General features: G+C 67.4%; 33 protein-coding genes. 9 read left to right on the top strand and 24 right to left on the bottom strand.

From position 1 onward, the window contains the following. Positions 1-239: 239 nt before the first annotated feature. The 19 genes from E1261_RS30825 to E1261_RS30745 all read right to left on the bottom strand — a co-directional run bounded on the left by E1261_RS30825 (position 240) and on the right by E1261_RS30745 (position 7,868). Positions 240-731 carry a hypothetical protein gene (locus tag E1261_RS30825; RefSeq protein WP_132412758.1) on the bottom strand — a complete coding sequence of 164 codons (492 nt, stop codon included), beginning with the start codon at positions 729-731 and terminating at the stop codon, positions 240-242. Continuing rightward, complete coding sequence (locus E1261_RS30820) at positions 728-964, bottom strand: hypothetical protein (RefSeq protein WP_132412756.1); 237 nt, start codon at positions 962-964, stop codon at positions 728-730. Before E1261_RS30820 ends, E1261_RS30825 begins: the two co-directional genes overlap by 4 nt. Next, positions 961-1,215 (bottom strand): hypothetical protein, encoded by a 255-nt coding sequence (locus tag E1261_RS30815; protein WP_132412754.1) that lies wholly within the window; start codon positions 1,213-1,215, stop codon positions 961-963. The genes E1261_RS30820 and E1261_RS30815 overlap by 4 nt, the downstream gene beginning before the upstream one ends. Then, the gene (locus E1261_RS30810; protein ID WP_132412752.1) at positions 1,208-1,543 is read right to left on the bottom strand and encodes an HNH endonuclease signature motif containing protein; all 336 of its coding nucleotides are present in this window, start codon (positions 1,541-1,543) and stop codon (positions 1,208-1,210) included. Before E1261_RS30810 ends, E1261_RS30815 begins: the two co-directional genes overlap by 8 nt. A gap of 228 nt (positions 1,544-1,771) precedes the next feature. Further along, positions 1,772-2,005 (bottom strand): helix-turn-helix domain-containing protein, encoded by a 234-nt coding sequence (locus tag E1261_RS30805; RefSeq protein WP_132412750.1) that lies wholly within the window; start codon positions 2,003-2,005, stop codon positions 1,772-1,774. Between the two features lie 154 nt (positions 2,006-2,159). After that, positions 2,160-2,813 carry a hypothetical protein gene (locus tag E1261_RS30800; RefSeq protein WP_132412748.1) on the bottom strand — a complete coding sequence of 218 codons (654 nt, stop codon included), beginning with the start codon at positions 2,811-2,813 and terminating at the stop codon, positions 2,160-2,162. Further along, positions 2,810-3,202 carry a hypothetical protein gene (locus tag E1261_RS30795; protein WP_132412746.1) on the bottom strand — a complete coding sequence of 131 codons (393 nt, stop codon included), beginning with the start codon at positions 3,200-3,202 and terminating at the stop codon, positions 2,810-2,812. Before E1261_RS30795 ends, E1261_RS30800 begins: the two co-directional genes overlap by 4 nt. Beyond that, positions 3,199-3,435, bottom strand: coding sequence for a hypothetical protein (locus tag E1261_RS30790; RefSeq protein WP_132412744.1), 237 nt, complete (start codon positions 3,433-3,435; stop codon positions 3,199-3,201). The genes E1261_RS30795 and E1261_RS30790 overlap by 4 nt, the downstream gene beginning before the upstream one ends. Further along, positions 3,432-3,872, bottom strand: a complete 441-nt coding sequence (locus tag E1261_RS30785) for a RusA family crossover junction endodeoxyribonuclease (RefSeq protein ID WP_132412742.1) — start codon at positions 3,870-3,872, stop codon at positions 3,432-3,434. The genes E1261_RS30790 and E1261_RS30785 overlap by 4 nt, the downstream gene beginning before the upstream one ends. Further along, complete coding sequence (locus E1261_RS30780; RefSeq protein WP_132412740.1) at positions 3,869-4,177, bottom strand: hypothetical protein; 309 nt, start codon at positions 4,175-4,177, stop codon at positions 3,869-3,871. Before E1261_RS30780 ends, E1261_RS30785 begins: the two co-directional genes overlap by 4 nt. A gap of 162 nt (positions 4,178-4,339) precedes the next feature. Further along, positions 4,340-4,711, bottom strand: a complete 372-nt coding sequence (locus tag E1261_RS30775; protein WP_132412738.1) for a hypothetical protein — start codon at positions 4,709-4,711, stop codon at positions 4,340-4,342. A 163-nt stretch (positions 4,712-4,874) separates the two neighbouring features. Further along, positions 4,875-5,081 carry a hypothetical protein gene (locus E1261_RS30770; RefSeq protein WP_132412736.1) on the bottom strand — a complete coding sequence of 69 codons (207 nt, stop codon included), beginning with the start codon at positions 5,079-5,081 and terminating at the stop codon, positions 4,875-4,877. Next, positions 5,078-5,338: a hypothetical protein gene (locus E1261_RS30765; protein ID WP_132412734.1), complete on the bottom strand. Its 261-nt coding sequence runs from the start codon at positions 5,336-5,338 to the stop codon at positions 5,078-5,080. Before E1261_RS30765 ends, E1261_RS30770 begins: the two co-directional genes overlap by 4 nt. Next, positions 5,335-5,520 (bottom strand): hypothetical protein, encoded by a 186-nt coding sequence (locus E1261_RS30760; RefSeq protein WP_132412732.1) that lies wholly within the window; start codon positions 5,518-5,520, stop codon positions 5,335-5,337. The genes E1261_RS30765 and E1261_RS30760 overlap by 4 nt, the downstream gene beginning before the upstream one ends. Then, on the bottom strand, positions 5,517-5,693 hold the full coding sequence (locus E1261_RS45480; RefSeq protein WP_165952705.1) for a hypothetical protein: 177 nt from the start codon (positions 5,691-5,693) through the stop codon (positions 5,517-5,519). Before E1261_RS45480 ends, E1261_RS30760 begins: the two co-directional genes overlap by 4 nt. Positions 5,694-5,695: 2 nt before the next feature. Then, positions 5,696-5,818 carry a hypothetical protein gene (locus E1261_RS46930; protein ID WP_272948620.1) on the bottom strand — a complete coding sequence of 41 codons (123 nt, stop codon included), beginning with the start codon at positions 5,816-5,818 and terminating at the stop codon, positions 5,696-5,698. After that, positions 5,815-6,612: a recombinase RecT gene (locus E1261_RS30755; protein ID WP_132412730.1), complete on the bottom strand. Its 798-nt coding sequence runs from the start codon at positions 6,610-6,612 to the stop codon at positions 5,815-5,817. The genes E1261_RS46930 and E1261_RS30755 overlap by 4 nt, the downstream gene beginning before the upstream one ends. 15 nt (positions 6,613-6,627) lie before the next feature. Beyond that, entirely contained in the window at positions 6,628-7,647 is a 1,020-nt protein-coding gene (locus tag E1261_RS30750) for a YqaJ viral recombinase family nuclease (protein WP_132412728.1), read from the bottom strand. Continuing rightward, the gene (locus E1261_RS30745) at positions 7,644-7,868 is read right to left on the bottom strand and encodes a helix-turn-helix domain-containing protein (protein WP_132412726.1); all 225 of its coding nucleotides are present in this window, start codon (positions 7,866-7,868) and stop codon (positions 7,644-7,646) included. Before E1261_RS30745 ends, E1261_RS30750 begins: the two co-directional genes overlap by 4 nt. A gap of 383 nt (positions 7,869-8,251) precedes the next feature. Between E1261_RS30745 and E1261_RS47170 the strand changes: the two genes are divergently transcribed. From E1261_RS47170 to E1261_RS30705, 8 genes are all read left to right on the top strand, one after another. Further along, complete coding sequence (locus E1261_RS47170) at positions 8,252-8,581, top strand: helix-turn-helix domain-containing protein (RefSeq protein ID WP_132412724.1); 330 nt, start codon at positions 8,252-8,254, stop codon at positions 8,579-8,581. Positions 8,582-8,883: 302 nt separating this feature from the next. After that, entirely contained in the window at positions 8,884-9,306 is a 423-nt protein-coding gene (locus E1261_RS30735) for a hypothetical protein (protein ID WP_132412722.1), read from the top strand. Further along, positions 9,299-9,538: a hypothetical protein gene (locus tag E1261_RS30730; RefSeq protein WP_132412720.1), complete on the top strand. Its 240-nt coding sequence runs from the start codon at positions 9,299-9,301 to the stop codon at positions 9,536-9,538. Before E1261_RS30735 ends, E1261_RS30730 begins: the two co-directional genes overlap by 8 nt. Beyond that, positions 9,535-9,735, top strand: coding sequence for a hypothetical protein (locus tag E1261_RS30725; protein ID WP_132412718.1), 201 nt, complete (start codon positions 9,535-9,537; stop codon positions 9,733-9,735). The genes E1261_RS30730 and E1261_RS30725 overlap by 4 nt, the downstream gene beginning before the upstream one ends. Next, positions 9,732-9,938, top strand: a complete 207-nt coding sequence (locus tag E1261_RS30720) for a hypothetical protein (RefSeq protein WP_132412716.1) — start codon at positions 9,732-9,734, stop codon at positions 9,936-9,938. Before E1261_RS30725 ends, E1261_RS30720 begins: the two co-directional genes overlap by 4 nt. Beyond that, positions 9,935-10,144, top strand: coding sequence for a hypothetical protein (locus E1261_RS30715; protein ID WP_132412714.1), 210 nt, complete (start codon positions 9,935-9,937; stop codon positions 10,142-10,144). Before E1261_RS30720 ends, E1261_RS30715 begins: the two co-directional genes overlap by 4 nt. A 111-nt stretch (positions 10,145-10,255) precedes the next feature. Then, positions 10,256-10,453, top strand: a complete 198-nt coding sequence (locus E1261_RS30710; protein WP_132412712.1) for a hypothetical protein — start codon at positions 10,256-10,258, stop codon at positions 10,451-10,453. Between the two features lie 300 nt (positions 10,454-10,753). Further along, a complete protein-coding gene (locus E1261_RS30705; protein ID WP_238176535.1) occupies positions 10,754-11,566 on the top strand; it encodes a flotillin domain-containing protein in 813 nt (270 codons plus the stop codon). Positions 11,567-11,619: 53 nt separating this feature from the next. Here E1261_RS30705 and E1261_RS30700 read toward each other — a convergent pair whose 3' ends face one another. The 3 genes from E1261_RS30700 to E1261_RS30690 form a co-directional block, all read right to left on the bottom strand. Further along, positions 11,620-12,744 (bottom strand): S1 family peptidase, encoded by a 1,125-nt coding sequence (locus E1261_RS30700; RefSeq protein ID WP_132412710.1) that lies wholly within the window; start codon positions 12,742-12,744, stop codon positions 11,620-11,622. A 96-nt stretch (positions 12,745-12,840) separates the two neighbouring features. Then, complete coding sequence (locus E1261_RS30695) at positions 12,841-13,479, bottom strand: LuxR C-terminal-related transcriptional regulator (RefSeq protein ID WP_132412708.1); 639 nt, start codon at positions 13,477-13,479, stop codon at positions 12,841-12,843. After that, positions 13,470-14,705, bottom strand: a complete 1,236-nt coding sequence (locus tag E1261_RS30690) for a sensor histidine kinase (protein WP_132412706.1) — start codon at positions 14,703-14,705, stop codon at positions 13,470-13,472. The genes E1261_RS30695 and E1261_RS30690 overlap by 10 nt, the downstream gene beginning before the upstream one ends. A 111-nt stretch (positions 14,706-14,816) precedes the next feature. Between E1261_RS30690 and E1261_RS30685 the strand changes: the two genes are divergently transcribed. Further along, positions 14,817-15,677: a CPBP family intramembrane glutamic endopeptidase gene (locus tag E1261_RS30685; RefSeq protein ID WP_202875175.1), complete on the top strand. Its 861-nt coding sequence runs from the start codon at positions 14,817-14,819 to the stop codon at positions 15,675-15,677. Here the strand turns inward: E1261_RS30685 and E1261_RS30680 are convergent, their stop codons facing one another. After that, positions 15,678-17,066, bottom strand: a complete 1,389-nt coding sequence (locus E1261_RS30680) for an N-acetylmuramoyl-L-alanine amidase (protein ID WP_132412704.1) — start codon at positions 17,064-17,066, stop codon at positions 15,678-15,680. A gap of 132 nt (positions 17,067-17,198) precedes the next feature. Beyond that, positions 17,199-18,275: an amidohydrolase family protein gene (locus E1261_RS30675; RefSeq protein WP_132412702.1), complete on the bottom strand. Its 1,077-nt coding sequence runs from the start codon at positions 18,273-18,275 to the stop codon at positions 17,199-17,201. Positions 18,276-18,397: the final 122 nt, after the last annotated feature.

Below are 18,397 nucleotides of genomic sequence, written 5' to 3'. Positions count from 1 at the left end.
GGGTGGGTCTGTGCGAGGGGTAGGTCCCATTCGGGGGTGGTCCTCATCGACGCCTCACCAGCACGAGCAGCGTGAGTATCAGGTCCACCACGAGCAGCCAGACGACCAGGTCCAGTTGCGTGAACATCAGCGCTCCTCCTCGGCCAGGTCGGAGCGGGACGGTACGTCCTCGGCGGGGTAGCGCTGTGTGCCGATCCAGACCGGCGACTCATCGACCCAATCGCACATCTCGCACATGCTCAGCCTCCCGATGCAGCGATGCCGCGTGGCGTGATGGTCCACACGATGACGCTGTTGCCGAAGCGGTTCTGACGACGCTTGCCGGTGTCCTCCACGAGGGCATCGATCGCGCAGCGCCTACGGCCACCGCTGATGCTCTGGTGGGATCGCCGCAACATGTTCTCCAGCTCGTAGTCGGTGAGCGGTCCATGCGCCCGCAGGGCGCGGAGGATGTCGAGCCGGATGCCCTTGAGCAACCGCGCCATGGTGTGCGAGGACTGCGGATGGTTGCGACCAATGTTGATCTCGGGGCCGGTGGCAACGGACGGCACCTCCGAACCGCACGCCGCCACCGGCCGAGCGCCGGCCGTAGCTGTGACCACTCGGCGGCGCGCTTTGTCGGCGGCATCCAGGCGCCGGAATTCGGGTCCACAGGTCGGGTGGTTTTCGTGGCCCTCGGCCATGATGACCGGGTGGAGCAGGGTTCCGCAGTAGCGGCACAGGACGGTCACGAGCAGCGCCTACGGCAGGTGCAACCATCGACCGGCGACCAGGTCCGGCACTTGCTCACGGCAAGTGCCTTGTGCCCGCACGGCGACAGGTACCAGTCCGCGGGACAGGGTTCGTGCGGCGTACCGCAGATCTGCTCGTCGTGGTAGCCGCCCACGCCCTTGTGACACAGGCCGCAGCGGAGGTACGGGTTCGCGAACCGGGTATACACATGGGTGCTCACGGCAACGCTCACGAGAACAGCACCCCCGCTGACTGGGGGGACGGCATGGGGGATGCCGAGGTCAGGTCAGCGGGGGTTGCCTCGGGCAACTCCGAGCCGAGCGGCACGGGCACATGGCCGATGTCCTCGCGGTAGTGGCAGGTCGGGCGGTTGGCTTCATCGACCCATCCGTCTTCGTCGGAGCGAAGGTCGAGCGAGTCATCGAACCACAGGTAGTGCTGGCAGTCGGCGCAGATGGCGCGGGCGGTTGTGAAGTCAGCCATGGTCTGCGGCACTCCCTCCGGGCTGGTCCTGGGCGGTACGGCGGCGGTGGCACAGCCCGCACAACGCGCGGAGGTTCTCCCAGCGGTTGTCGGAGGCGTCACCGTTGATGTGGTCGGTCTCTCGCGACCAGCGACGGCCGCACATCTCGCACAGCGGGTACTTGCGCCGACGCGCGATGCTCAGCGCGCGCCAGCCGCTTTGGTCGTACGGGCGGTTGATTCGTTGCCGGTCAGCGCGGCGACGATGGTTGAGGCACTGCGCGGTGCGGTCGGTGACCAGCTCGGGGCAGCCGGGGACACTGCACGGTCGCGGGGCGCGCGCGGGCATGCGGCATCACCCCGCAACCGAGTCAGTGGGAAACGACGGGCGGGCCGTCGTCGGGCCAGGCGGTCAACGCCTGGCGGGGTTGTCCTGGAAAGGCGAACGCCCCGACGAGAGACCGCGAAGCGAAGGGAGCACCAACTCTTCGGAGAGCCTGCAATCGTGCGGGGCGTTCTATCTGGATGCTGCACCACACCATCACGAGGGTGCAGTTGTTCCAGACTGAGGCCATCCTCACGCACGGGACAGGTCATCCGCAAGTCGGCGCGCTCGCCTTCGCGTTGGATCGTTGCGCCTGGCGGCGCGCTCGGCGGCGAACACATCGATGGGCCGGTACAGGAAGGGCTTTCCGCGAGCGTTCTCGGCTCGGCGTACCGGCTTGAGTAGACCGCGCTGCCTCCAGGAGTTGACGGTGCTCACGCTCACCTTGACCAGCGCGGCGGCCTGCTGGGCAGTCACGAGTCCCATCACTCACCCGCCAGACCGCACGCACCGCGAGGCATCACGTCGTGGCCGCAGGCCGGGCAGAATGCCGGGTCATCCTCCACGATGATGAGATCGCTCCCACAGCGGCAGCGGGCATGCTCGGGGCACCACGGATCGGGGCACAGGCATTCGTCGGTCATCGAGCGGCCTCCTCGACCAGCATCCGCACGAACAGCCGGTACTCGGACTGCTGCCAGGCGCGGCGGCAGGAGGTGCACCGGACGTAGTCCTGGCCGTCGTCGCGGACCAGGGTGAGGGTGTCGCAGTACGGGCAGGGCGCGGGCAGCCGGTGGACCAGCTTGGACCAGCCGAGGATCTGGTCAGCGCGCACGCGCAGCCGCAGGGAGCCGTCCACGGCGGTCACGCCGGGTTCGTAGATCAGGGCGCGGTGCCAGACGGTCAGCAGGCTCTGAGAGGCCGCTACGAGCGCCTGAGCGGGCCGCATGAGGTTGTACGGCCGACCGCGCCAGTTCATTGCCTCACGCACCTTCTGGTCGGTCAGGGTGGCCCATGCGGTCATCTCGTCCATGCACGACAGCGCGGCGTCCCTGACCGGCGAGTTGGACCCGAAGCCGGGGCCGCTGATCCGCTCGCCCTGGCCGCCTCGGTAGCGCAGCGACATGCGCAGCGAGACATACCGGCGCGCGAGTCCGGCGATGTCGGCGCGGCCACGCTCGGCGCAGCCTGGGCAGACGAGTCGTTCGTCTGCCAGGTGGCGAGGCCGGCCGTCCGGACCATGGCAGTGCGCGGACCGGCAGCGGCGCGCCTCGGCGATCGCGGCGGCGGTCATGCCATCACCTCCACGGGGTCGTAGACGACGGGTACGCGGGTGAACGACACGAACCAGTGTTCGGGCTGTGCGCCCTCGCGGTGTAGGTCCATCTGGTGGCGGAAGCCGAACATGTGGGCCATGTCGGCGTACGGGATGACCGAGGACTCATCGGTGATCCGGTAGCGGTGTGTCCAGCGGTGGCAGGTGATGGTGTGGGCGGTCAGGCCGAGCGCATCAATCGAGGGCTCGGGCAGGTCGGTCATCCAGATCAGGGACCACATCAGCGTGAGGTCTCGGTTGCCTTCCATGAGCCACAGGTCGGGCTTCTGCGCGCCGGGCGACAGCAGCATGCCGTCGTCCCCGATCAAGCGCCGGCCGTGGTCGCAGGTGTAGTGCCAGAAGCTCATGCCGACACCTCCAGGCGGTGCACGAGCTGGTCGGCGCGCTCCTGGACTCGCTCGGCCGACAACGGCCGGTTGTCCAGGTTGGCGCAAGTCCGGATCGATCGCAGAAGGGTGCCCAGAGCAAGCGACGGCACCCCATCGCGGATCTGCTGGACAGCTGTCCGTACGGCGTGGTTCTGGCACTGCTCGGCGAGGCTCACACTGTTGACGGTGATGACCTCTCGCGGGTCGGTCACTTGTCCTCCAAGGCGAACACGGTCACCCGCACACCGGGGTGACCAGGGAGACTGATTTCGGGGTCGTCCTGGTAGCGCTTGGTCGGGCTCCAGCCAACGATCTGGCAGTCGTCCTTGATCAGGCCCGCATCCACCAGGGCGTCCCCGATGGCGCGCTGCAACTTGTCCAGGTCGGGCTTGACGATCGGGTAGCGACGGCGAACGGACTTCGGTCGGCGCATGGCGAATTCGGCATGCACGGTCACCGCGCCGAGCAGGGGGAACGACCGGGGCGCGGCGAACATGGCATTGCGGGCAGCGGCGGTGACCTGCGTCCGCCAGGGCTTGAGGTTCTTGTTGGCCGAGGTGGTCACGGCATGGCCCTTGACCACGAATGCGCGGGTCGAGCCCTGCGGCTCGGGGTTGCCCACGACAACGAACTGCGCGGCGGCGATCACTGGTCCTCCAGCGGCGGCATCGCGTCGAACTCGCGCCAGTGCTGGACGTGCTCGTAGCACAGGTACCGCGCGCCCTGGCCGATGAGACGGCGCTCGAACCGGCCCGGCAGGGCCAGCGGTGCATGCGGGTCGGTGCGGTGGTTGGCCATGCAGTCGTCGCAGCGATGGGTCGCGCGATCGAGTCGGCGGTAGGTCGGCTTGCGGCGGCGATGGCTGTTGCCGGGGGCAACCCGATTCCGCGGTGCGACCTGTGGAAGACCATCCAGCGGCAGCGGGATGTCCACAGGGTTGTCCACAGCGTCCACAGTTGCCTCCTTCAACTAATCCGCGCGCGCGGGTAGGGGGTACCGCCTAGGGAACCGGGGTTATCTATTTCTATTTCTTAGAAGCGGAATACATCGGAACGTGATCTGGAATAGCGTTGGAATAGAGCCCTGTTCCGGAGCTGTTCCGCGCGGAATAGGGAGTCAGTCCGGCACTCGGTACAGGTGCTGCGGGATGTTGCGCTTGACCCTCTTGCGCTGGCGATCTGCGGCGCGACGTGCGGAAACGTCCGCCATCGACTCGTACCACTTCGGCCAACTGGGGATCCAGAACACATCGCGGTCCTTCTCCACCAGGAGGCCAACCGACAGCAACGCTTGGAGCGGCTTTCCATAGGCGGTTCCGCCGCACCTTGCGAGGTGCTTGCGCGTTACTTGGCCGTCGGTTTGGCGTTTGTACGCCTCTGTGAGGCACCTGAGGAAAAGTAGCTGCGCCTTGTGGGTAAGCCCCATGTCCTCGGCATCCTCGAAGAAATCCAGGTCCACGCAGATGTACCGCTTGCCCTGTCGTGGCATCAGTCCTCCTCATCGCCGCCGACCGCCTCTCTCAGTTCTCGGAGACGCCGCGCCACCTCGGCGGGGCTGTCATCCGGCTCGTGCGGGTGTCGGCGCGGGCGCGGTGGCTGGAACCGCTCGCGGACCAGCGACTCGTAGAACCGTCGCCTGCGCCGACTCCGGGTCATGGCACGCGCTCGACGGTGAGCCGGTACTCCGACGCGAGGCCGGGGAAGGTGACATCGACCTGGTTGGTTGGGTTGCCCTTGGCATCGGTCACGGCCCGCACGCTGGCCAGTTGCCGCGCCGAGCACAGCAGCGACGCGAGGATCAGGCCCGCTGCCATCTGGCCGTTGTCGTGGTCGGGGTCATCGAAGGGGTACGGGCTCACGGCTCGGCCACCTCCGCGAGGACAGGCTCACCAGCACCGGCCGGGACCTCCACCACACCGGCCCACAGGGGCGACAGCGCGGCCTTCGGGATGCGCAGGACCAACCGCACCATGTACGTCCCGGCGACGGGCGAGATCGGCCGCCGCTGACCGGCCCGGACGACGCGCGCCGACCGGACGGACGACCCGACGAACTCGGGTTCGACCTGGAGGTAGACCGAGGCGTCCACGTAGTTGTTCGGCTGCGGCGCGGTCACAGTTCCACCTCATCGGCAGTCACCAGCAGGCCGCGCGCACCGACCGCGCGAGCGAAGTCATTCAGGCCGGTGGTCTGGTACTCCACCTCACTCAGCGGACAGCGGTCGATGACCAGCGCGAACGGGGTGTCCGTGGTCTCGGGCGACCGGTCGAGCGGCAGCTCCAGAACCTGAATCCTCACAGGCGAATTCCAATCTCTCGGACCGCCGAGCGCCACGAAACGTTGGCGGTGATGTGTGCCTCCGGCTTCACGCCGGCCGTCTTGCAGTGCTCCACGAACCGCGCCAGTTCATCCAGCGTCAGTCCGTCCTTCTGGTCCCTCGCGGGCATGTGCACAGTGATGCCGGTGCTCATGGTCAGTTCCTCCCGATCCAGCCGATGACGGTCACGACGAGCCAGATCAGTACGCCGATCCAGGCCACCGCGAGCAGGCCGCAGAAGATGAACCAGGCGACGGCCACAACGTCGCCGCCCTTCACTGCTGGACCTCACCAGTGCCGGTGTCGACACCGGCCAGGGTCGCCAGCACCTCGGGGTCAGAGACCCCCGGCGTGAACGCGGTGACCTCCTCGTCCACCTGCATGGCCTGGGCCAGCTCGACCGACATGGGCAGGTAGGGCGCCAGGCGGCGGATGCAGGTCTTGCGCGCCATGGCGTCGTAGTCGGTGACCCACGGGCCGTCGTCCTTGGACCGGGCGCGGGCGCGGTAGCCCTCCACCTTGAACTTGTCGAGCACCACGAAGTTGGTGCCGCCGTTGGTGAAGGTGGCGCAGGCGTACCAGCACTTCACCGGGCCGGGGTCCTGACCGAGGGTCGGGGTGTGCTCGAGAAACGGGTTGGACCCGTACTTGTAGTCGAAGTGGTCGTTCTCGTAGACCGTCATCGCCATGATGTTGCGAACCTGGCCGGACTGGTTGGCCAACTTGATGTATCCGCGGTAGCCGATGATCAACTGCACGTTGCGTCCGAACGGCAGCAGGTACGCCTCACCGGTCGGGGTGTTCGGCTCCAGGCCGAGCTGTGCGGCGGTGAGTAGTGCGCCGAGGAATGACGCCTGTGTGCAGTCAGCCAGCTTCGGTGTCACACGGACCGCCGTGGTGGCGATGCGTGCGATCCGCTCGGGCTTCACATGGCCGGGCAGGGCCTTGGCGATCTCCGGCAGCGATCGGTTGATGAGTCCGATCACGTTGTCGGCGTTGCTCGCCTTCGGCTGCGTCCGCTCGACTTCCTTGCTTCTGGCCAGTTCCTCACGGACTGAGTCAGCAGTAGCCACGAATGGTGCTCCCTTCTAGACGACGGCAAAGCGGCGGGTCGGCTTGCCGGTGATGGTGTAGTTGTCGGCAAGGTCCGGGTGATCCGCGCGCAGTGCCTTGGAGTTGATGGATCGGCGGCCCGCGACGTTGGTCCAGCGGACTGCCGGTTGGCCGTGCAGGAGGCCAACCTCGTGGTCCCCCAAGATGTCCTTGAGGGCGTTGTCGACGGCCTGGCGCTGGGTCTCGAAGTACGCCAGTTCCTCGGATAGCTTGTTGCGCTGGGCCACAAGTCCAGCGGCATCCATACCCAGGTCGACGGTGGTCTCCGCTCGGGCCTCCGGGTATAGCTTGTTCAAGGCTTCACGAGTTGCGTCGGACCCATCGACGGGTGGCGGGGTGTCCCGCTGCACCAGGTCCCAGAACTCGGCCTCTCGTTCGAGCAGGTGCTCCTCAAGCCGCTCGTCACGGTCGAGTGCTCGCCAGCGGAAGTTCTGGCCGCCCACCAGGCAGCCGAAGTACACGACCGGCAGGCCGGTGACAGCCATGTAGTGCACGCCCTGGATCAGCGCGTGCTTGCCGATGCCATCGGGCTCGGCCCAGTCGTTGGCCAGGCGCAGACCAACGGTCTTGATCTCGGCAACGGCTACCGGCTCGATCTCGGGGTCGACGGCCTCGAACGGGCCACGGTCGCCCTCGTAGTCGTAGGCCAGCCGGTCCAGGTTGGCTAGTTGCCAGGGGCGCTCAATGGACTGAAGCGTTCCCGCGGCCGGCCGTAGGGTCAGGTAGGTGTCGCCCTCGATCGCGAGCCGGTTCTCCAGCTCCTCGGCGAGGATGTCCTCCAGCTTGGTTCCCCAGTAGGCCGCCTCGTTCACCTCGTAGCCATCGGGCTCGGGCGGCAGCTTGCCGGTCTTGCGCTGCCAGATCGAGTAGGCGGACTCATACGGGTTCAGGCCGAGGATGGCGGACGCATCCGATCCGCCGATCCCCTGAGACCTTTGCTTGTGCCAAGCAACTGTGTGGGGGGTGGTGGGCGGAAGCGTCTGGTACGCCGTCACGACGCCTTCCGGCGCGGGGTCTTGGCGGCCTTCGGGGCTCGCCGCTCGTTGCGGATGAACTCCTCGATGTCGTCCTCGGTGTAGTAGACGCGGGGGTTCTCGCCGGTGCCGATCGGGGTGTACCCGATGCGGCCCTCCAGGCGGAGACGGAGGAGGCCACGGTTGGAAATCCGGAGCCGTGCGGCGGTCTCGGTGGGGGTCAGTAGCCGATCGGTTGCCATGGACAACTTGCGCTCCCTTCGGTGTGTCGCCTTGCCTTGGGCAACAAAAACTGGCAATGGCTACTCACCGCAAGGGGCGTGTCCCTCGGGACCCCAAACAACACCCATTGGCACGGTTACGACGCCCCGTGCCGAGATTGATACGGCCGGAGCCGTAACCTCGCGCATGGTGGATCGTTGGCAACCGTTTTGTCCCGTAAGTCCCCGACTTTCTTGCTTTTTTCACCTAGTTGCATGGGTCTGGGGTGGCGAAGAACCTTGCGTCCGCATTACGGTCGGTCCTCAATTGCAACGTTCAACATCGGTAGCCCAGGACACCTGGGATGTCGGGTTGACGGGGAACGGAGGTGACAAGTTGAGTGCGAGTACGCGGGCGAAGAGACATGGCACGCCGAGTCGCGCTGGACCAGGAAGGTGACGGAAGCACTGTCCTAGTTCTGCGACTCGGCCAGCGTGTGGACTCCGACCTCATCAGGGTTCTGAACGACCAACTCCGGTCCTACATGCACCCTGTGGAGTACGCACGCAGGCCCCACACAAGCCGTGAGGCAGCCGCGATACTGGGCATCTCGCCGAAGACCCTGCTGCGTTGGGCACGCCAGGGCAAGATCCGCTACTGGGAGACCGGTAGGCGGATTCGCTTCCAAGGCGAGGACATCGAAGCCCTTCGCGAATCCATGCGGCGCGACAGGCTCACTGAAGAAGGCCGGTGAGCTTCACCCTCTACGCCCCTCTGCACCAAACACACCATCACGCAGTACCGCAGTACCGCAGTACCCAGGCCGGCCGTGGGAGGACGGCCTGCCGAAGGGAGCCCCATAGACCGCTGACGCCGGAGTGCTGACATCCCTCCCTCAGTTCGGCATTCCGGCGTCAGCCCTAGGGGCAGCACGTATCGGGGGAGCGGGCGGGTTGGCCATCACGCAACCCGCCCGCTACCGATCCGCCTAGGAGAGCGAGGCAACCAAATGACCCGGCGACGGTTCCACCCGACCCACGCCACGGAGCACGAACGGTGGCTGCGGCTCGTGCCACCGCCACCCCGCCACACGGTGCCGTCCTGGCGCACCAGGGCGCGCCACGGGCTGCGCCGACTGCTGCGAGTGATGGCCCGATGAGCGACGACGAGACGCGCCTGTACGCGACACCAGGACTGCCGGACCCCACACCGCAGGAGGTGTGGAACGCCATCAAGCAGCTCAATGAGGGCTTCACCGTCGCGGAGGTGCGCGAGCGGATCGCGGCCGACCGCGAGGCCCACAGGGACCGACTGACCGACCGCGAGCGCAAGCTGATGATCGAGATGAACGAAGCGTGCGACATCCTCGCCGAAGCCCTCGGGTACACCCACGACGAGCAGTACGGCTGGGTGGTCGGAGACCACACCATCGTGACGCTGGCAATGGAAGTCCGCACGCGCGGGGTCAAGGATGGCTGACCTGCTGAAGTGGTGCCCCAACTGCCACATGCCGATGACCCACGAGCACCGCTGGGACGGCATGGTCGATGAGGACGTGCTGCAAGCCGCCGACCTGGAGTGGCAGCGCGCCAAGTACAAGCTGTCCGACAACTGGCTGTCCTGCAATCACTGCGGGTTCGAGATGCCGGACGACCGCGACTGCGGCGGCGGCGTCTTCCTGATCGCCAACCCGTTCGGGCCACGGTCATGACCGCCCGAGCGCGCAGCACCTACAAGAGGCGCGTCTCGCTGACCTACCAGTACGGATTCATACCGCCCGGCCAGAAGGATTTGGTTGCCTGCGGATCGCTGCATGAGGCCCAGTTCTTCGCGGCCTTCGGTGCGCGGCTGATGGTGCGTGAGGTCGAAACCAAGATGGGCGACTGGCAAGAAATCGAGAGGCTATGACCGAGTACGAGACCTACCGGCCCAACGTGCCGTGCCCGATCTGCGCCAAGCGCGGCACGCTGCGGATCGAACAGCGCATGGAAGTACGCGAGCCCGGCACCTACAGCATCGCGGGGGTACAGCCGAAGGTTGCCGCCCGCATGCATCTGTGGCTGGTGTGCGAGCACTGCGGCGCGGAAGCGCGTCAGAAGGATGAGCCGTGACAACCCAGTGGTACACGGGGCAGGGCGGCCGGTTCCATTGCCAGGACCCCCACCTGCCCGGCCCTACTCACGATTGGGTGCTCGACCCGTGGGGGTGGACCATCCACAGCCGGTGCGGCCTGGTGCTGCGCGGCATGCAGCCAACCAGCGAGGACGGCACCCTGTGCACGATGTGCGCCGGGAAGCTGTTGCAGGAGAGGCGATGACCGAGCGGAACGCCTTCCTGCGCTTCACGTGCCCTCGCTGCGACCACACCAGCTACCACCCGAGAGACATCGAATTCGGCTATTGCGGCCGATGCCACGATTGGACCGGAGATGACTTCGATGGACTACCTGGACACGCCGGAGGCGCGGCGCTGGGCGATGCGCGTACGGACGCGACTGCTGTACCAGCGCGGCGCGTCTGGGGCGCAGGTCTCACCGGCCGAGGCTGACGCGCTGGAGGCGGTCGAGCGGGCGCGGACCCGTGTCGCCCTGGCGCTGGCGGAAAGCCTGGTCGGCCGTGACGAGTGACCTGAGCGAGTTCGCGGACTGGCTCGACGGCGAGGCCATCCGACTGCGGGACAACCGCTGGAAAATGCACGGCGGGACACGGCACCGGTACGACCTAGACCACTGGGCGGACGCGCTGCGATGGGCCGCCCGCAAGGCGCGCCAGCGCGCCGACACGCCGGGTGCGCCCACGGATTTTCCGGTGGGAACACCACGGGAACACGGGGGCGTCCCTCAAGTCCCGAAGTAACGCTCTGTGCCGATCCTGTCCCCTCCTGCCGGAGGGGCCGTCACTCTCCGCTGGTCAGGAGGGGGTTTCGGTTGATCCAGAAGATCGACGACGAGTCCGGCTACATCCGCAACCTCGGCCGTCCGCAGGCCGCCGCCGTCGAGGCCGCGGCCCGGATCGCGCAGGCCGAGCGGGACCGCGAAGCCACTGAGCGCGAGCAGGTCGCCAACGCCGCGAAGGCGGCCGCCGTACGGCAGAGCTCGATCGCCCAGGCCGGTTACCAGGCCGAGGTCGACCAGGCGAACTCGAAGGCGTCGCAGTCCGGCCCGCTGGCCGAGGCGCTGGCCCGCCAGCAGGTTGTCGTCGCCGAGACCGAGACCGCCAAGCTGAACGCGTCCCTGGCCGAGAAGCAGCTGGAGTCGTCGGTGCTGAAGCCGGCCGACGCCGAGGCCTACAAGCAGCGCACGCTGGCCAACGCGGCCCGCGACGCGCAGATCGCCTCCGCCGAGGCGAACGCCCGCGAGGTCACGCTGCGCGGTGAGGCCCAGGCGAAGGCGACCGAGCTGAACGGTAAGGCCGAGGCGGCCGCCGTCCAGGCGAAGGCGATGGCCGAGGCGGCCGGTATCAAGGCCCGCGCCGAGGCCCTGGCCACGAACACCGACGCCGTCGTCGCCCAGCAGCTGGCCGAGGCCTACCCGGAGATCGTCCGCGCCGCGGCGAGCTCGTTCGAGAAGGTCGGCAACATGGTCGTGCTGAACGGTGCCCAGGGCATCGAGGACACCTTGGTGAAGACGATCACCATGGGTGGTTCGGGCTTCGCGCTCGCCAAGCAGCTGATCGACTCGCTGAGCGGCAAGGACGAGGCCAAGCCCTCGCTGGAGCCGGTGCCCGACAAGACCGCCTGACAGCTTGGTGCCCCGGATCCCCTGTTGCGCAGGGGATCCGGGGCATCTGCCTTTTAGGCGGTGTGCAGCGTCAGACCGTAGGCCTGGAGAATCTCGTTCACCGGCTGGAACCAGGTCTCGCCGCCGCTGCTGCAGTTGCCCCAGCCGCCGGAGGTGACGCCCTGTGCCTGGTCACCGGTGATGAACGAGCCGCCGGAGTCGCCACCCTCGGCGCAGACGCTGGTCTTCGTTGCTCCGTAGAACAGCTGACCGTTGCCGTAGTTCACCGTTTCGTTCTTGGCCAATACGGCGCCACAGCGCCAATGCGTGGTCGAGCCGCTCCGGCAGATCGACGAACCGACCGGTGCTTCCCAGGACCCGCGGACGAGCGAGTCGCTGGTCTGGCCCCAACCGAGGACGACGGGCACAGTCCACCAGCCGTAGCCGGTCTGCACCCAGGCATAGTCGTTGCCGGGGAACGACCAGCCGCGGAACTCGCCCTGATTCGAACCGTCCCAGCCACGGACCACACCACCGCGGCCGCAGTGTCCGGCGGTGACGTAACCGCCGTGCACGGAGAAGCCGATCGAGCAGCGGATGTTGCTGACGTAGTACGGGTCGCCGCCGACTGTGCCGGCCGCGAACGTCTGCGGCGCCTGCGCCGCGACCTCGCGAACCGTCACCGCGCCGGCCTTGGCGACCTTGGCCACGAACGCGTCGACGGCCGGAGAACGCTTACCTGCTTGGACATTGACGACGACGCTGCCAGTCTTCGCGTCAGCTGCCCAGCCACTCACAGCAGCCGGCACGGACTTCCCAGCCAGCTTGTCGACGGCGTTCTTCTGCTTGTCCAGTACGGCGGCCGCCTTCGGTACCGCGACCGTTTCGACACCAGTCGCCCGTACGGCGTTCGCCCGGCTCGAACCGGCCAGCCCGACGACCAGTTTCTGGCGGGCGGCGTCGTACCAGGCACCGCCGTACTCGGGGCCGGCCGCCTTCTGGGCAACCGGTAGTAGCTTGGCGGCATCGGTCTCGGACTTCAGCCGGGCGTTCATCTGCTGCTCGGTCAGACCGAAGTCCTTCTGCATCGCGGCAGCCTGACCGGATACGGTCAACGGCTGATCGATGCCTGCGGCAACGGCCTGGCCGGGGATGCCGACGGCACTCACGACGAGTACGGCAGCCAACAGAACCTTCATGGATCACTCCTCACCTAGGGGCGGTTTCGGTGGGTGTGAGAGCGCTCTCTGGACTGAGAGTGGCGTACGCCGCAGCGATCGTCAAGACCGCGCGGGTCAGAGTCCCAAGTAGGCCAGAACCGCCAGCACACGGCGATGTCCGGAATCGGACGGCGGCAGGTCCAGTTTGAGGAAAACGTTTCCAACGTGTTTGTGCACAGCACCTTCGGAGATCACGAGCTTCGCTCCGATCTCGGTGTTGCCCAGGCCTTCGGCCATCAGGGCAAGCACTTCACGCTCGCGCGGTGTCAAGCGGTCGAGCGGATTGCTCTTCTTCACCATCAGCTGGCTGACGACTTCCGGGTCCAGCACAGTGCCGCCGGCCGCGACCCGCCGTACCGCCTCGAGGAACTCGTCGACGCGGGAGACCCGATCCTTCAGCAGGTAGCCGACACCCTCACTGCCGGCCGCGAGCAGTTCGGCCGCGTAGATTTCTTCGACGTACTGCGAAAAAACCAGCACCGGCAGGCCTGGCCGGATCCGGCGCGCCTCGATCGCGGCCCGCAACCCCTCGTCGGTGAAGGTCGGTGGCAGCCGGACATCGACGACCGCGATATCCACCTCGTGCTCGGTCATCGCCTGCGCGAAGCCGTCGGCATCAGCGGCGACCGCGGCCACCTCGAACCCGGAATTGCTCAGAAGCAGACCGAGCCCCTCGGCCAGGATCGGGTTGTCCTCAAGGATGATCACTCGCACGGAAGGATGACCTCGATCGTCGTGGGTCCGCCGATCGGGCTCCGCAGTTCCAGGTGGCCGTCGATCGCTTGCACACGGTGGAGCATGCCATGCAGGCCACTCCCCCGGCCCAGCAGGTCGGACTGCTCGTTGATGCGCGCGCCACCGATGCCGTCGTCGGTGATCTCCAGGTAGAGCTCGGGGCCACGCCGTTCCATCAGGAGATCGACGCGTCCGGCGGCGGAGTGCTTGGTGACGTTGGTGAGGGACTCTGCCACGACGAAGTACGCAGCGGCCTCCACCGCGGCCGGCACTTGGCCGAGCTCACCCATCCGCAGCTCTACCGGCAGTGGGCAGCGAGCGCACAGTGCGGAGATCGCACCGGCCAGACCGCGGTCCTGAAGGATGGGCGGGTACATAGTGCGCAGTACGCCGCGTAGCTCGTGCATGGCTTGTTCGGCACCATCACGTGCATCGTCGAGCAGTTTGGCCGCCTTCTCGGGGTCATCGGCCATCACCTGCTTGGCAACGCCGATGCGCATCGCCAGCGACACCAACTGGGCCTGGGTCCCGTCGTGCAGGTCCCGCTCGATCCGACGCAGCTCAGCGCCGTGAGAGTCCACCGCACCGGCCCTGGTGCGAGTCAGCTCCTCCACACGCCGACTGAGCCGCTCGGTCTCTAGCTGGTCCGCACTGGGCGCCAGGAGCTTCCTAGTCGCGTTGGCATGACCACGCGCCACCGCTGGCGCTACCCAGCCCAGCAGTCCGAACCCAACCGCCACCTGTAGCGGAGCGAGCCAGGCAATGTCCCACCAGCTGTTGACCGGCACACCCATCATCGTGAAATTGCCCGGGTCGAGCGGCCACAGCACTGCGGTCAGCACAGCAGCCGGTACGGCGAAGATCGCGCTCACCGCTATGAACAGCTCCGGGACGGCCGCCGCGCAGCCCAGGTAGAGCCAGAGGCTGCGCTTGAACGACTTGTCCTGCAGCAGGGTCACCACATCGGCCGAACCACGGGGGGCTGCCGCGGGCAACTGCGGTGCGTCGGACGCACCGACGTACCGGCTGGCTCGTTCGAGCTCACTGTTCGCCAGCTTGACCAGTCCAGCCGTCACGCCGGGAATCAGCCAGCCCACCAACAGACTGATCGGGGTGGCTGCGAACAGCACCAGAAACTTGAGGTACCGGACCATCAGGTATCCACTTGCCGGTCCCCCGCGTGCCAGCCGCTTTGTCCACGTCATACCCCGATCATGCGGCATGACTGGCGGGCAGGTCGGTACAGCAGGCTCTACTCTTCACACACCTGTCCGCTGGATCGTCACGGCGCCTCAGCGCTCCTAGCGTCGATCTGTATGACGACGACTCGCGTTGACCGCCGCACTAGAGCCGATCTGCCCATCTACCTCGTACTCGCGTTCGGCGGGATGTGGCTGGCCATGTCGCCGCTGCTGCTGAGCGGGTTCAAACGCACGGACACCCGGCCGCAGATGGCCATGTTCGAGACGGTGTGCGTCCTCGCGGCCATGCTGACGCCCGCGCTGGCCGCAGTGTTCGTGCTGCGCTACGTCGTGAAGGTGCCCGACCTCCGGGCCGCGCTCGGACTCGTGCTGCCGAGACCGTGGCGCAAGGGACTCGCGGACTGCGCACTCGCGGTCGCCGTACCGCTGGGGCTCACCTTGGCCTCGCTGGTGGTCGCCTGGCTCGCCGGTGGGTACGAGTTCGACCTGAGCAGGCTCTTCGGGCTTCAGATGCTCGGCTGGGTCGGGGCGACAGCGCTCCATGTCGTGGTGACGCTGCCGTTCTTCTACGGCGAGGAGCTGGGCTGGCAGGGGTACCTGCTGCCCCGGATGCGGCGCTACGGGCTACTGCCGGCGTACGTGCGGACCGGTGTACTGATGGCGCTGTGGCATCTGCCGACGCTGCTGATGGGCGGCCAGTACCCGGGGCACTCGATGCTCGCCTCGGTGGGGAGCTTCGTGATCGCTTGTCTGCTGGTGCTGCCGATCTTCAGCTGGCTGCGACTGCGGTCCGGCTCCGTGCTGCCCGCCGTACTGGCTCATGCTGTGGTCAGCAACGTGACCACTCGGCTGGTGTGGCAACTCAGCGCGCCCGGCCAGGACCTGGACCCGATGACGGTGGGTCTGCAGGGCTGGCCGGGCTGGCTGGTGATGGCGGTCCTCGTCAGCTGGCTGGCGTGGACGAAACGGCTCTGACTAGCAGTCCGCTACGCCGGGGAGTTTCGGGTTCGCGGCAGCGATGTAGACGTTCGTCATGTAGCCGCCCTGGTCGCGCAGTTTGGCCCACCAGTTGTTGGTCTTGCCTTCGGCGTTGACCGTGTCGCCCTGCGTCTGGCAGGTGACGAACACCTGCGTCGGGCCGGGGAGCTCGGTGAGGATGGTGCCGTTCAGGCGGGGTGTCGCGCGGACGCGGACCCCGCTGCCGTAGGTGGTGAAGTTGTACGTCGGCGGGTTCGGGTCGCCGCCGTTCACCAGCTGCATGTAGTAGGTCCAGTTCCAGTTCGGGCCCGGGTCGGTGTGCGTCTGGTTCGGGTACTCACTGTGGCCCTTGATGTGGGCCCGGTCCTTCGGGATGCCCCGCCGGTCGGCGATGTTGCGGACCAGCGCCGCCGACGACTTGTACATCGCGTCGGTGAACCAGGACGGCTGGCTGACCCAGCCCTCGTGCTCGATGCCGACCGTGTAGCCGTTCTCGGTGCCGACGTGCCAGGCCTTGTCCTTCTCGGCCACCATCTGGGTGACCTGGCCGTCGTTGGACCGGATCACGTAGTGCGCACTGACCTGGGCATCCGGGTTCTTGAACCAGCTGATGGTCCCGGCGTACGAGCCCTGCGTCACGTGGATGGTGATCGAGGAGATCGCCTTGGTCCGGCCGACGGTGTAGTTGCTGGGAGTGGCCGGATTCCAGATCGCGCCCGGGTAGTCGACGGCCTCGATCGACGACTCACTCTGGGTGCCGAGCGGGGCGACCTTCGCGTACGTGCCAAGCTGCGGGGTGACCTTCTTCGGCGCGACCGTCACACCTTCGGCCTGCACGCCGGCGCCGATGATCCGGAAGACCTCGTCGGTGTACAGGCGGGCGGTCGGTCCGTCGGCGGAGTGCGAGTACTTCGCGACGACCTCGTACCAGCGGCCGGCATCCCGGCGGGCATCACCTTGCAGACCGGAAGCGTCGGCGTACGAGTCGAGAACGGCAGCGGCGCCTTCGATGTTCGACGGCATGTCCTTGGCGAGCTGCTCGACCGGCAGTCCGGTCAGCTTGGTTGCCTCGGACATCGTCGGGTTCTTGTTGTTGCTGACCAGGTGCATCAGGCCGTAGCCGTTCGCCTGGCTCGGCTTGCCGTCATGGCCGTCCAGGTGCGACTCCGCGTACCCGACCGCGACCAGGACCTCCCGCGGTACGTCGTACTTCGCGGACGCGGAGGTGAACGCGGTCGAGATGTCGACCGGGCCGGCGGAGGCAGCGGTGGACTGGGTCGGCTGCGCGGCGTTGCTCGGCAGGGCGCTCAGCGCGAGCGCACCGGCGGCCGCCGCGGCCAGCAGGGCGGAGAGTTTGGGCACGGGTACTCGGGCGGTTTTCCCCATGGGGCGGTTCCTTCCCTAGGTCGGTCCATCGAGGGGCGTCGGTGGTCCCGGAGGCCTCACGCTAGGCGAAAACCTTCCGCCAATGCCAGTAGTTGGGTGAACTTTTTCCCGTCACGCCATGAATTCGCGTTATTACGCGATTCTGCCACGCAGAACGATCATCTTCGGGTGCGACAGGACGGCCGGGTTCACTCTCGGGTCGTCGTCGTAGACCACCAGGTCGGCCGGATCCCCCGGCTGCAGCGTGCTCGGTGCGCCGAGCCACTCGCGCGCCGCCCAGGACCCGGCAGCAAGGGCCTGCTCCCCCGACATCCCGATCTCGGTCAGCGACTGGACCTCCCGGGCGATCAGTCCGTGTCCGAGCACCCCGCCCGCGTCGGTTCCGGCGTACACGGGGACACCCCCCTCGAACGCGTCCCGCAGCCGGTGCAGCCGCCGCTCGTACAGGTCGGTCATGTGCGCCGAGTAGAGGGGGAACTTGCCGGCCGCCTGTTCGGCGTACTCCGGGAAGTTCTCCAGCTGAATCAGCGTCGGTACGACGGCCACCTGGCGCTCGGCCATCAGCGCCAGCATGTCCGCCTCGACACCGGTGCCGTGCTCGATGCAGTCGATCCCGGCGGCGAGTAGGTCGGGCAGCGCGTGCTCACCGAAGACGTGCGCGGTGACCCGGGCGCCGAGCTCGTGGGCGCGGGCGATGGCCGCGTTCAGCGCCTCGGCCGGCCAGCACGGGGTCAGGTCACCCGCGTCGCGGTCGATCCAGTCGCCGACCAGCTTCACCCAGCCATCGCTGCGGAGGGCCTCCTGCTCGACGTACGCGACCAGCTCGGCAGGCTCGATCTCCCAGCCGTAGTTCCGGATGTAGCGCTTCGAGCGGGCGATGTGCCGGCCGGCCCGGATGATCTTCGGCAGATCCGGGCGGTCGTCGATCCAGCGGGTATCGGTCGGCGAACCGGCATCGCGCACCAGCAGCGCCCCGGCATCCCGATCGGCGACCGCCTGCAGCTCCGCGGTCTCCCGGTCGACCCCACCATGGGTGTCGAGCCCGATGTGGCAGTGCGCGTCGACGAGCCCCGGAATGATCCAGCCACCGGTGTGCACGGTGGTGACATCGCCAGTGGCGGGCCGGTCGACGACCAGCCCACCACTGAGATACAGCTCCTGCGGCTCACCGGACGGCAGCACCGTGCCGACAAGCTTGAGTACGGTCATGCCCTGACGGTATCCGGGGCGGTCCTACCCGTGTGAGCCGCCTCCTGGCGTGCAGGTGGGGTTGGTCGGGTCGGCCGTGCACGGCGTACCGGTGGGGGTGTCCGTCGGCGTCGGGGTGGGAG

The organism is Kribbella albertanoniae, from assembly GCF_004348455.1.
Classification (GTDB): domain Bacteria; phylum Actinomycetota; class Actinomycetes; order Propionibacteriales; family Kribbellaceae; genus Kribbella; species Kribbella albertanoniae.
This window is presented reverse-complemented; position numbering and strand designations above follow the sequence as displayed.